This is a genomic window from Candidatus Poribacteria bacterium (genome assembly GCA_021295715.1).
Lineage (GTDB): Bacteria > Poribacteria > WGA-4E > WGA-4E > WGA-3G > WGA-3G.
This window is the reverse complement of the sequence record JAGWBV010000004.1, coordinates 16,006-29,229: the sequence shown is the minus strand read 5'-3', so window position 1 is coordinate 29,229 and position 13,224 is coordinate 16,006. Positions and strand designations below refer to the sequence as shown.

The following is a 13,224-nucleotide window of genomic DNA, read 5'->3' as shown; positions in this document are numbered from 1 at the left end:
AACTGACACAAATTTACGAATGGTTTCAAATCTTCACCAATAGTCGTCTTATTATGTCTTCTGTTTTTCGGAAGCGGTCGCACCGCCTTGGAACCACAGGAATAACAGGATAAATACAATTGAGTTCGCCAGCAACATCGTTGAGATGGCATTAATCTTCGGTGTAATCCCGAATTTCAGTAGCGAATAGATATGCACAGAGAGCGTCGTATAACCCACACCAGCGGTAAAGAACGTGATAACGAAGTCATCAATAGAGAGCGTGAAGGCGAGCAATGCACCTCCGATAATTCCGGGGGCGATCAGAGGGAGTGTTATCCGCCAAAAGGTCTGCCATTCGTTCGCACCGAGGTCGCGGGCTGCTTCTTCTAAGGTGTGATCGTAGCCTTGCAAGCGCGCTCGCACAACAATCGTAACATAGGCGATGTTGAAAACAGCGTGTGCGATGATGACAGTGATTAAGCCGAGTGGAATCCTGACTTGCACGTAAAAGGTTAATAACGCAATCGCCAACACGATGTCTGGAATAATGATTGGGAGGTAAAGTGTTCGGACAAGTGCGGATCGGAAACGGAAGCGGTGTCGCTCTATAGCGAGTGCAGCCGCTGTCCCGATAACGGTCGCTATAACAGTCGCAACACCCGCTACCATCAAACTATTACGACATGCCCGCCACAACGCTGCATCCTCAAATAGTCTCGCATACCAGCTGAACGTGAAGCCTTCCCAAACTGATATCTGTTCGCCACTGTTGAATGAGAACACCACAACCGCGAAGATCGGCATATATAAAAAGAGGTAAACCAACCCGATGTTGGCTTCAAGAATTTTTAATTTTACCTTGCGGAAGAACAATGTGGATTTGGGCATTTGGCGTGCCTTCCTTAAATCCGCCCGCGTGTTTTTGCAAACGCTAAAATCCAATGCGAAGAAAGTATTTCTGCGTATTGTTGCAGGCTACTTAATTTTTCACTAAGGGGGACTGTCAGGTTGCCCCTCATTCTGTTGTAGCGCGCGGAAATATAGCACAGTCCCGACCAGCACGATGCCCATTAGCATGAACGAGAGTGCAGAGCCGAAGGGCCAATCTCGTGCCGTTTTGAATTGCCGCTCAATGACGTTCCCGATATAACTCACTTTTCCACCACCGAGGAGATCCGGTGTTAGAAACGCACCTACGGTTGGAATGAAGACCAGCATGGATCCCGCGAGGATACCGGGCAGACTGAGTGGCACGGTTATGTGCCAGAACGCGCGCCTCGGCGACGCACCTAAGTCTTGTGCGGCTTCTAACAGTGACACATCTAATTGCTCCAAAGCCGCATACAGTGGGAGTATCATGAAGGGTAGGTATCCGTAGACAAGTCCTATCTGCACGGCGAGAGGTGTGTTCAGGAGCTCTAACGGACTCCAATTCGGAACGACTGCTCCAAAGAGGCTGTTCAGGAGTCCTTCCGTCCGCAATATCAGTATCCACGCGTAGGTCCGTATGAGGAAGTTCGTCCAAAACGGGACGACGACGAGCAGTAACAAAACATTTCTATGTTTGGGTTTGTAGCGTGCAAGATAATAAGCGAAGGGATAACCAAAGAGTAAACAGATCGCGGTGCAGACCAACGCTGTTGATACCGAACGCCAGAGGATACCGAGATAGAGTCCATCGAACAGGCGTTGGTAGTTTTCCGGTGTGAAATTCCACCGCACCCCGCCATAAGTGCCGCGCTCTATGAAGCTATAAATGAATACGGATACAAGTGGAAGCAGAAAGAAACAGACAAGCCAGAATACAACGGGGAAAAGAAGGATAAGGAGGTGGTAGTTACGACGCATATTCTCTTGGAATGGGTAACAAAACCCAAACTGCCGCTGGCGAGGTTTCTAACCTCGCCTATCTACAAGGTCTGAGTAATTGTAAATTTTATCGTAGTTGTCAACGTAGAATAAAATAAGGCAAGTTTATAATTTAAGCTTAGAAGTGCGTAAAAAATAAGAAATCACATTAGATTTCAGTTTTCCTGCCGTCTTTCATACAAGTAGCGAATGTTTTCCTCACAGACAAATTCAACTATCAAACCATTCTGAACGAACAACTCACGGAATCCGTACCATTGGCTGTCTACTGCTTGCAAGATAGGAGATTTCTGCTGATGCTTGTTTTCGTAAGCGACTGCCACGGCAATAAATTTCCTGTCGTCTGGATCAAAGTCACTGAGTTCTGGATCGTCTGGAAACTCTTCAAAACCTCGTCCATCCTGAATCGGTGTAATTGTTACCTGCACGCACTGTTCTGTATTGGTATAATTGCGAATAAACCATTCCAAAAAGTGTCCGTTGATCCGCTCATCTGTGGTTAAGTTGTCATCTTCAAGATAATCTATGTACTCGCCAAGAATTGCTCGATTATCATCAATAATTATCTTCTCCGCTCCCTCAATAATTTGGTTTAGTCTCTCTCGACATGAACTTACACACTCAGACCACGCTTGTTCAGACCTCCCCTTTGCGACTAAAATAACGTTTGTATCTATAACAACAGCCTTCATCACCCCTCTGCTTTCTTTTGGCGTTTCGTTTGTTCCCGTGTCATCTTAACAAGATCTCCTCTCACATCCCCGAAAAAGTTTTTGGGCCAGTTTTTTATGTTACCGAGTTCATCAATGTCCAATGGTTTAATGCTGGAAACCCCGTTTTCATTTTCGCAGAAATAGAGCGCAGTCTCACTTACAGGAATTTTTCCCTCTGCAATCCGCAGTTGCAGGCGTGTCAAAAGATGTTCGCTGTGGCTTTCTATCAAAATCTGGAGGTTACGTTCCGTGATAGCTTCTATCAACAGATCCGCGAGATCAGCTTGTGCTTTTGGATGCAGATGAATACCCGGTTGTTCTAAAATCAGAGTTGACCCCTCCGGAACATAGCAACAATGAACCAGCAGTGGAAACAAATCGGCAACTCCATGTCCCATATCTGCCAACGTGACTTCTGAGCTGTTCTGGGTTTTTTGGATGCAGATTTCGTAATTGTTATCATCTAAAGAGCCTTGCGGGGCAAGCGAAAAGGAGTGAGCAAGTTCCATCTTTTGGAGCCATTTAGATATCCGTTCCTCAATTGAGACCTTTTTTCCATTGTGAGCGGTTGTTAATTGTCTGACGCGCGCTGAGAGTAGCGCGTCAACGGCTTCATTCCCCCACACATCTATCTCTTTCGGATGTGTCTTTTCCCAATGATAGAGACGGCGTGGATGCACACGGGTTGGACCAAGATAGTACACATGAGAAAACAATTCTTCAAATGCCGATGAAAACTTCCTTAAAAACTTTCCGGTTTCGCTTGTTCCTTGTGATAGTATGCCGTAACAGGTTTCCAGTTCCATTTCGTATTTGTTTATGTGCTGGTTTGGGAAAGATGCCTTGCCTTCCTCCCAGACTATTTCCGCAACACCTTTGGGGCTATGACCGTACATGAGTTTTTTTACGACTAATTTTCCATTTTCAACTTGAATCAAACTATCAAAGGCGAATCGATCTATAGTCTGCTGCCACGGAGAACCGTCTTCAGGAATTTCATAGAGGGGACGGGGATGGGTAAGTTTGCATGCAAATTCAAACCCAAGGCTTGATTGGAATAGGTGACGATGTATCACTTCACGAAAACTACCCAGATTGACAAGAGAGGTGTTATCACCCCAAAAAATAACCTTGTCTATATTTGAACATTCTGCTGTCTGCTTGAGCAACAGCAGCATCTGTAGAAGGCTACTCTTACCAGAGCTGTTCGTACCAAAAAATCCTGTCAATGGTGCAAGTGGTACGTTACCGCTATCTCGCCAAGATTTGAAGTTTTGCATCCTGATATATGTAATCATTTCTCTGCCTCCGTGTTATTCCTATTATACGGAGTTTCCCGAAGGAATTCAAGGCAAATCCAAACAGCAAGAAGGCATGGATTTATGGAAACCGTCTTAAAATCCGCGTAATCGGTATCATCAGCGATAATCCGCGATTCAGACGAGCAATCCCACCCGATTTTTGTTTGATTAGAAACATGAAATAAGATAAACTAATATCTCAATAAAATAGAGTGAATTCGACCTAAGCATGTGGTGTTGGGTTCCACTCTGTTCGGGTCAGCACACGGTAAATGAATTACAAAAAACCACACATAACTTAAAGGAGACGGACATTGGAAAAGATTCGGGAACTGATCTCTCTGTTAGAATCCGGGATTGAGGACTATGACGCGCAGATGAAGGTTCTGCAAACGGAACGCTTAAAATATATTCGACTTTCTATGACAGATGGGTTTGGCGCAGAAGAAGGCGATTCTAAGGAATCGTGGCTGCTACACCTCAAGCAGTTGGAAGACTCTCTCAGACTCCGCCGGAACAGCATACGACAGGCAATTCAACAAGCCGCAGAAGATATTCAGAAAGATGAATAATGAAAAAATACAAACAAAGATGTAGCCTGAAACGTAGTGGAAGGCAGATCTACGGAGAGGCTATTTATTCATTTAACTTACCTGACCGAACCGCAAGGAAAAATTAAAAATGATATTTAGGTTTAAGTCTCCTGATATAAGAAAACACGTAAAGTACATACTACTCTTAGTATGGTTCTTTGCTGTCTGGACAGTAAATGCACAGGAGATGGACAGTCCGCAGATTATTGAAGAGGCAATACGGCATCAGAATTTGGGGTTGGCATATCTCGAAGAATCGCAGCCCTCGAAGGCGGTCGAGGCGTTTACAGCACTTATTGAACTGCTTCCCACTGAAGCAATTGGATATGGGAATCTTGCTGTCGCGCATCTGCGTCTACAGCAGGCAGATGCCGCTGAGGAATGGGTCAAGCGTGGAATCGCTGTCGCACCGATGGATAGCCAGTTACACTTCATCCTGTCTGAGGTCTATCAACTCCAAGGAGAGAGTGAGTTAGCGGTGGAGGCGATGAAGGAAGCCGTGCGGTTGGCACCCGATGAGTTGGAGTTTCGTTATAAGCTGGTTCGCCACTATATTGGGCAACGTAACGATCCAGAAGCACAACAGGAAATGGTTCGACATCTGCGGGAACTCCATGCACGTTCTCCGGTGAATATTGTCGTGCTATTGAAATTGACACAGGGTCTTTTGGCACAGGAGAAACTTAAGGATGCCGAAAATCTTTGTCAGGAATTGATGCTCCTTTTAGGCGATATTGACCCAGAAAAACTGAAGTATCTTACGCAAGGCATAACCGCGATACAGCAAGGCGACTTAAAAATTGCTATACGAAACATGCGAATTTTTGAGAATGTGCAACGGGCGAGTCCACGGTATCAGCAGGGGATCGGTGAGCTTGTTACCGATATTCTTGGACATCCGATAGAAACCTTTAGTTCAGGATTTAAGGCTCGGATTGTAGCCAAACAGAGCACATCGATGACAGTGGATTTTCTGGATGTTACCGAACAACTTGGACTCGGTAACGTCGAAGGTGTGCCTTTGCGTTTCACAGACGTTTCTCTGATGGACTACGATGGCGATGGAGACTTGGATCTCTATACAACACTCACAGGGATGCTCTTTGAAAATACGGGTGAGAAGTTTATCGCTGTCCAACAGGTTCAAGAGATACTGGAACAGCAGGCTTTACAACCGCACACCGCCGTGTTGGTAGATCTGAATAAAGATGGGGTACAAGAATTTTTACTGCAAACCCGCGAAGGTATAACATCCCTCCAAATGGATGTCAATGGGAACTGGGGGACATTACCCCTCGTTCAACTTCAGAAGACGATATACGAAACAGGTTTGCTGCTTCCTGTTGATTATGACCATGATGGTGACCTTGACCTTTTTTCGGCACGCACCAATCTCGCGATGTATCGGAATAACGGCATTGCCGATGCTAAGGGTAATTTAACGTTTACCGATGTGAGTGAGCAGACTTTTGTAGCAACTGAGGAAGGCGACGCGTTGGTAGTGCGAGGTGCCCCTATTGAAGCACTCTCCGCTGATTTTGATGATGACGGGGATATAGATATTTTTGTAACACATGAAGAAATGGGATGCACACTTTTTGACAATCTTCGTCAAGGAAGGCTCCGAGCGATTTCCAGTGAGACAGGAATCCCGCAAGATGTCCGTTATACTGCAGCTGCCGCTGGCGATTACGACAACGATGGCGACTTTGACCTCTTTTTGGCTACTGCAGATCGCCTCCACCTCTATCGTAATAGAGGAGATGGGAGTTTTATTGACGCACCGAATTTAGAAGCGAGTGCCCTTGACTTGCCGGTTGCTCTATTGAAAAATTTGGATTACGATAACGATGGAGTTGTTGATGTCTGGGTGAGTGGACAAGACGGAATGTTCCTATTTCGGAACGAGGGCGGGGGTGTGTTTAGTGAACCCTATCCGTTGGTAGGATCGATCACCCCTACGGAGGGAGCACTTCTCCGAAATGCAAATGCTGGCACTGTCGGAGATTATGACAACGATGGCGATCTCGATCTCTTTTTCATCAATACTGAGGGGCAACTGCGCGTATTGCAAAACGATGGTGGGAACCAAAACAACTGGATACAGGTGCGGTTGGAAGGTATTACTGCAGGAAACAACAAAGTTAATCGAGACGGCATCGGCTCGAAACTGGAAGTGAAGGTCGGAGATCTGTATCAACTCCAATATGTAACAGAGCAGGTATCCCATTTCGGATTGGGAGCTTATGACACAGCAGATGTCGTTCGTGTCGTTTGGACGAATGGCGTGCCGCAGAACGTCGTAACACCGCAGGCAAAGCAGCGAATTTTGGAAAAACAGGTCCTAAAAGGTTCATGTCCGTTTCTGTATGTTTACGACGGTGAAGACTATCAATTCATCACAGATCTGCTCTGGCGTGCCCCGTTGGGACTCGTTACGTCGATGGGGTTCGTCGCACCCGATGAAACAAAGGATTTCGTAAAAATATCGGGAACACAAATGCAACCGAAGTCCGGAAAATATTCCATCCAGATTACGGAGGAGTTGTGGGAAACCGCCTATTTTGATGAGGTTAAGCTGATAGCGGTAGATCACCCGATAGGTACTGATATTTTCGTGAATGAACAGTATACGCCACCACCCTTTGCAGCGTTCAAAATCTATGGTGTTGCAGAAAAACGGTTCCCGAAATCCGCTGTCGATCATCGTGGTAAAGATGTATCCGATGCTTTAAAGGCGTTTGATTACGGCTACGCCGTTGAACATGCCCCCGGTGCCTATCAAGGTGTTGTGGACCCGCACGCCATTGTTCTCGATCTCGGTGATGTTTCCAACGACACACCTCTGACGCTTTTCCTTGGTGGATGGATCTTCCCGACGGATACCAGCATCAATGTTGCCCTATTCCAGAATCCAGCAATCAATCCTCGTTTTCCTTCGGTCGCTGTGAAAGATAAGACTGGTGAATGGAAAACCGTAATTGATATGATTGGACTCCCCGCCGGGAAAAATAAGACGATTACCGTTGACCTGACGGGTAAATTTCTGTCGGAGGATCGGCGGGTTCGGATTGAAACAGATATGCAGATTTATTGGGACACGGCGTTTTTCACTGTCGGCACGCAGACAGTCCCGATGGAAGTGACGACGTTGAACCCGGATAGCGCAGATTTACACTACCGAGGCTTTTCTGAGATGTATCGTCCGAACCCACATGCCCCGCACCTGTTTGATTACCAAAAGGTTACGAAGGCTGCACAGTGGCGAGACTTAGCGGGGTTTTACACCCGTTACGGCGATGTTGCTCCGTTATTGCAGGAGGTCGACGACATGTATGTTATCCTCAATGCGGGGGACGAGATCACAGTGGAATTTGATGCCTCACGCTTACCGACATTGAAAGCAGGATGGGTGCGTGATTTTATCCTTTACAGCGACGGATGGGACAAGGATGGCGACATCAATACGCTCACATCGCAAACTGTTGAACCGCTACCGTTTCATGGAATGTCCGCGTATCCGTATCCAGATGACGAACACTATCCCAATGATGCAGCACATCGGCAGTATCAACTTAAATACAACACGCGGCGTGTTGAACATCGATTACCGTCATTAGATGATGTAATAAAATAAAAGAGACAACACCACTTGTGGACTGCGTTTTTTAATTTTGTTCCTTAATGCGTCGCAATGGGATATACAGACAGAGCGTCGCAATGATCAAGATGCCCGCCAGTACTACGTAAGGATAAGCTTCTTTCTCATAGAGCCGCCCGCCGAGCAGGGGTCCTAAAATGCGTCCTAAACTTAAAAAAGCATCCATAATACCGATAGCCGCACCTTGACCAATCTGGGTCTGCTTAGAAATCCACGATGTGTTCGTCGGACGGATCAACTGATTACCGATACCAGCGATGGTGAGATACAAAGTAAGCGATGCGAAGGAGTAAGCTGCGATCAGTAGCACTATGCCGAGCGCGTTGAGCAGCAACCCGGTAAGAATAATCCGCCGCTCCCCAAACTTGTTAATTAATTTTCCAAGCAATCCACCCTGCAATGGCACAACAATCGCACCCATAAACATGAACATCCATCCCATTTCTCTCTCGCCGTAGTTCCAGCGATCCTCAATGAACAGTGGAAACGTCATTTCCAATCCTGCGAAGCTGAAGGTTGAAAAAAAAGCAACAAGGAACAGCGGTGTCAGCGGTGATTTCAGGGTTGTCCCACGAAATATCTCGCGTGGAGATATCCATTCGTGGGGGTCTCCACCTGTTTCATCAGCGATGTCTTTCTGTAGGGATTCTGGCAGTAGCATAAGCGCGAAGAGGAAATTGAGTATGGACAAGCCGCCTGCGACAAAGAAAGGTAGGTCATGGCTACCCATGATACCACCAATTGCTGGTCCGAGGATGAAGCCGAGTCCCATCGCAGCACCCATTAACCCCATCCCTCTGCCGCGTTCCTCTGACGTGGTTATATCTGCCACATAAGCCATTACACTCGGTAGTACAGCTGCTGAAGCGATACCCGCTGCACTACGAGCCATGAGAAGCCAAACGTAATCTTTCGCCAATCCGAAACCAACTAAAGCGACAGCATTTCCAAGCAATCCAAGTAAGATCGCAGGTTTTCTGCCGTGCGTATCCGAGAGCCTACCCCAGATAGGAGCGAACAACAGTTGCATCCCAGAGTAGATGGACATTAATATAGCAATTTCAGTGGTGGTTGCTCCAGTATCTTTCGCGTAATAAGCAAGATTCGGAATGATGATGCCAAACCCGAGCATCACGAAGAATAGGGTTAAGAACAGGAGAAGAAGCCTTGATTTTTGCATCTAAGATGAGCGCGAGAATCCGCGATAATGAATCCATACCTTTTCCGCTCCAGTGGATGACATGCGATCAGTAAGATCCGGGAGCAGTTCTATAAATATAATATCTTTTATTATAACAGGTTTGAGGAAAGCGTATCAACAAAAAAGAAGAGGGATTCGGTTATCAGTTGTGAAATTTACGCTCGATGTTTCGCTGGTGAGGTCTGCGACTCTGTCACGTTCTAATCGTAGGATCCTAAAATAAAAAAGTGGAATTTGGAGATGCTGAGCTGGAAAATTTATTATGGAAATTTTGGACGCTTTTTGGTATTATAAAATTGGATTCATAGTTCTTAATATACTCAACAATTGCACTTATTAAACAGTGGAGGAAACATGACAACCGAATTTGTTCATTTACATAACCATAGCGAGTATAGCATGTTGGATGGCGCGTGTCGCATTGAGGACATGGTTAATTGGGCAGTCGAAAATGGCGCGCCTGCTGTCGCACTTACCGATCACGGCAACATGTTCGGGGCATGGGAATTATACAGTAAAGCGACAAAGGCGGGGGTCAACCCAATCGTCGGTTGTGAGGTGTACGTCGCACCCGGCAGCCGACATGAACGCGGGAAGGGGCAGGGCAGTCCTTATCACCTCACGCTGCTTGCAGAGGATGCAACCGGTTACCAGAACCTCTTGAAATTAATATCGCTTGGGTACACAGAAGGTTTTTACAGCAGACCCCGTATCGACATGGAAATCTTGCGTGAATACCACGCTGGGATTATCGCATTGACGGGATGTATCCAAGGACAGGTGCCACAACTCCTCTGTTCAAATCGGCGAGAAGAAGGTATCCAAAACTTCAAAACGCTGATGGAGATAATGGGGAAAGATAACCTCTACGTTGAGGTGCAGAACCACTATATAGACAAGGAACTTGAAGCATATCCTGTAATGGTTCAGTTGGCGAAAGAGTTCAATCTCCCACTCGTTGCCACAAACGATTGCCACTACCTCCGAAAATCCGACCACGAAATGCACGATGTGCTCCTTTGTATACAGACAAAAAAGACTGTCAATGAGCAAAACCGGCTGCGGTTTGACAACCATTTCTATTTTAAAAGTGTTGATGAAATGCGAGAGGCACTCAAAGACTATCCACCTGAAGCCATCAGCAACACGCTTGCGATTGCGAATCGGTGCAACCTTGAACTCAATTATGGCAAAAACGTGATGCCGGAATACGAGGTCCCCGAAGGGCACACAAACGATAGTTATCTCAGGGAGTTGTGCTATCAAGGCTTGCAAGAAAAATATGGTACTGAACTCTCTGAGCCAATTCGGCAGAGACTCGATTACGAGCTGGATACTATTAGCAAAACCGACTACTCCGGTTATTTTCTTATCGTGTGGGATTATGTTAAATATGCCCACAAACAGGGGTACCCACTCTCTGCACGTGGTTCTGCGGCGAGCAGCCTTGTGCTTTACGCCCTTGATGTGATTACCTTCAATCCGATGGATTACGACTGTCTCTTTGAACGGTTCTTAAACCTTGAACGTATCAGCCCCCCGGATATCGATATTGATTTTGCTGACCGTGCCCGTGAACATGTTATTAATTACCTGAGAAATAAATATGGTGAGGATTCTGTCGGCAAAGTCGCCACATTTGCGACCTTGGGCGCAAAAGCCGCCATAAAGGATGTTGGACGCGCGCTTGAAGTGCCTCTCGAAGATGTCGAAAAGTTGACAGAACTGATTCCATCCACTCCTGGAATAACACTCGATGAGGTTTTGGAACAGATACCAGAATTTCAGACACTCGCTGACCGTCCTGAAAATAAAGAGTTGATGGATCTCAGTAAATCTGTCGAAGGCATGAAACGGCACGTCTCTTGTCACGCATCCGCGCTCGTTGTCTCAAACGGTCCATTGACGAACTACGTCCCACTCTTCAAGGATAAACATGACCAAGTCGCAACACAGTTTGAAGGGAAGACGGTTGAGGATGTCGGTATCGTTAAATTCGATTCTCTTGGGCTCCGGAGTCTTACCGAGACATATGACTGCCTACAGATGATTAAGGCAAACCACGGTCAAGAGATTAAGTTGGAAGAGATACCTTTTGATGATGAAAAGACGTATTCTCTGCTCAGTAAAGGATTGATTAACGGTTTATTCCAATTGGAAGCTTCGCCGGGTATGTATCGTGTTGTCACGCAACTCAAACCTGAGAACTTTGAGCAGTTCTCTGCTATTCCGGCTCTCTATCGCCCAGGCCCCTTAGAGAGCGGCATGATGCAACAGTTCATCGATCGAAAGAACAAACTCAAGCCTGTAGAACATATTCACACGTCGGTTAAGGATGCTCTTAAAAATACCTACGGTGTATGTGTCTACCAAGAACAGGTGATGCAAATCGCCCGTGATATGGCAGGTTTTACACTCGGTGAAGCAGACATACTCCGTTCCGCTATGGGAAAGAAGGACGTGGCACTGCTCGAGGCGCAACGTGATAAATTTATTGAAGGGGCAGGGAAAAACGGTATCGACAAAAAAGAAGCGAAAAGGATATTTGATTTGATTGAACCGTTTGCGCGCTATGCCTTCAACAAATCGCATACCGTTGCCTACTCAATGTTAGCGTACCGCATGGCGTATCTGAAAACGCACTACCCGCACGAATTCATGGCATCAATGATGACTGGAGAAGCAGCCGATTCATCCAAGATTACCCGATACCGCACCGAATGTAAGAAACTCGCTGAATTTCTGGAGATAGAAATAAATCTTATACCTCCGGATGTCAACAGCAGTCGGAGAGAATTCACGGTAGACGGCAACGATATCTGTTTCGGACTTGTTGCCGTCAAAGGGGTTGGTGATAACGCGATAGATGCAATCGTGGACGCACGAGAACAAGGGGGGTCATTCAGATCGCTGCAGGATTTCTGTGAACGCGTAGATACGAAGCAGGTGAATAAACGCGCCGTTGAAAGCTTAATTCTCAGCGGCGCATTTGATGCCCTTGAAGGACACCGTGCGCAACATATTGACAACTTAGATAATATCATGAGAGTGGCACAAAACGCACAAGCCGAACGTGACCGTGGACAGATGAGTCTCTTTGGTGATGGAGAGGAAGCACCCGTTGCAACTGTAACGCTTACCGATGCTCCCGAATATGATCCCTTGGAACGCCTTATGCGCGAAAAGGAACAACTCGGTTTCTACGTTTCCGGACATCCACTTGAAGAATATAGTGACATCATTGAAAACTACACGAGTGCAAGCACCCAAACCCTTGTTGAGCATCGTATTGATTCCGAGGTCGATGTAGCTGGCATGATAACGGAAGTTAAAAATATCATCACCAAGAAAGGCGATTCTATGGCGGTGATTGGACTGGAGGATTTGGAAGGCGCGATAGAGGTCGTTATTTTCCCAGATGCATACAAAACAGCAGGGGAACTCGTTGAAGGGCGGGTCGTTTGGCTTCGTGGGAAGGTCAATGTCAACCAGAATAATAGGAATCGGAGGTCTGAAAATGGCGACACCGAGAGGGAAGAACGCCAGATACAGGCAAATCGGGTGATAGATATTGAGGCGGTCAGCGGGCAACAAACCTCTGCACTTGAGGTGACGATTCCAGAGTCTGACGTTGAGAATGTCGAGAAACTGGAAAGGCTTCAAGAAATTGCTCGTGCGAATAAGGGAGATCTGGACCTGATTCTGCGTCTCATGAGTCCTCGCTACGGTGAAGTTATCGCACGGTGTGCTCAAAAGTATAGTGTCGCATACGAACCGCAGGTTGTTGAACAGGTTGAAGGCTTATTTGGGAAAAATTGTGTCAAGCCGAGCAACCGCACGATACGCGGAAATAAAAGCCGCACCTCACACATGGATTTTGTGTAATATCGCGTAAGAGGAGATT

The 13,224-nt window shown here is 46.5% G+C and carries 8 protein-coding genes; 3 read left to right on the top strand and 5 right to left on the bottom strand.

Going from position 1 to position 13,224, the window contains the following annotated elements:
- Positions 1–51: 51 nt before the first annotated feature.
- The 4 genes from J4G07_02380 to J4G07_02365 form a co-directional block, all read right to left on the bottom strand.
- A complete protein-coding gene (locus J4G07_02380; protein ID MCE2412826.1) occupies positions 52–870 on the bottom strand; it encodes an ABC transporter permease in 819 nt (272 codons plus the stop codon).
- Between the two features lie 102 nt (positions 871–972).
- Complete coding sequence (locus J4G07_02375; GenBank protein ID MCE2412825.1) at positions 973–1,830, bottom strand: ABC transporter permease; 858 nt, start codon at positions 1,828–1,830, stop codon at positions 973–975.
- A gap of 176 nt (positions 1,831–2,006) precedes the next feature.
- Positions 2,007–2,543, bottom strand: a complete 537-nt coding sequence (locus J4G07_02370; protein ID MCE2412824.1) for a hypothetical protein — start codon at positions 2,541–2,543, stop codon at positions 2,007–2,009.
- Complete coding sequence (locus tag J4G07_02365) at positions 2,543–3,862, bottom strand: DUF3696 domain-containing protein (protein ID MCE2412823.1); 1,320 nt, start codon at positions 3,860–3,862, stop codon at positions 2,543–2,545. The genes J4G07_02370 and J4G07_02365 overlap by 1 nt, the downstream gene beginning before the upstream one ends.
- A gap of 317 nt (positions 3,863–4,179) precedes the next feature.
- On the opposite strand from J4G07_02365, the gene J4G07_02360 reads away from it, so the two are divergent.
- Together J4G07_02360 and J4G07_02355 are read left to right on the top strand one after the other, a co-directional pair.
- Positions 4,180–4,437, top strand: coding sequence for a hypothetical protein (locus J4G07_02360; protein ID MCE2412822.1), 258 nt, complete (start codon positions 4,180–4,182; stop codon positions 4,435–4,437).
- Between the two features lie 109 nt (positions 4,438–4,546).
- Positions 4,547–8,095: a VCBS repeat-containing protein gene (locus tag J4G07_02355; GenBank protein ID MCE2412821.1), complete on the top strand. Its 3,549-nt coding sequence runs from the start codon at positions 4,547–4,549 to the stop codon at positions 8,093–8,095.
- Between the two features lie 31 nt (positions 8,096–8,126).
- Here the strand turns inward: J4G07_02355 and J4G07_02350 are convergent, their stop codons facing one another.
- Complete coding sequence (locus J4G07_02350) at positions 8,127–9,299, bottom strand: MFS transporter (GenBank protein ID MCE2412820.1); 1,173 nt, start codon at positions 9,297–9,299, stop codon at positions 8,127–8,129.
- Positions 9,300–9,674: 375 nt separating this feature from the next.
- On the opposite strand from J4G07_02350, the gene dnaE reads away from it, so the two are divergent.
- Positions 9,675–13,205: a DNA polymerase III subunit alpha gene (gene dnaE, locus J4G07_02345; protein MCE2412819.1), complete on the top strand. Its 3,531-nt coding sequence runs from the start codon at positions 9,675–9,677 to the stop codon at positions 13,203–13,205.
- Positions 13,206–13,224 lie beyond the last annotated feature (19 nt).

Coding starts and splice junctions, on each gene's coding strand:
- J4G07_02375 (MCE2412825.1), bottom strand. CDS start 1,830: ATGCGTCGTAACTACCACCTCCTTATCCTTCTTTTCCCCGTTGTATTC.
- J4G07_02370 (MCE2412824.1), bottom strand. CDS start 2,543: ATGAAGGCTGTTGTTATAGATACAAACGTTATTTTAGTCGCAAAGGGG.
- dnaE (MCE2412819.1), top strand. CDS start 9,675: ATGACAACCGAATTTGTTCATTTACATAACCATAGCGAGTATAGCATG.
- J4G07_02350 (MCE2412820.1), bottom strand. CDS start 9,299: ATGCAAAAATCAAGGCTTCTTCTCCTGTTCTTAACCCTATTCTTCGTG.
- J4G07_02355 (MCE2412821.1), top strand. CDS start 4,547: ATGATATTTAGGTTTAAGTCTCCTGATATAAGAAAACACGTAAAGTAC.
- J4G07_02380 (MCE2412826.1), bottom strand. CDS start 870: ATGCCCAAATCCACATTGTTCTTCCGCAAGGTAAAATTAAAAATTCTT.
- J4G07_02365 (MCE2412823.1), bottom strand. CDS start 3,862: ATGATTACATATATCAGGATGCAAAACTTCAAATCTTGGCGAGATAGC.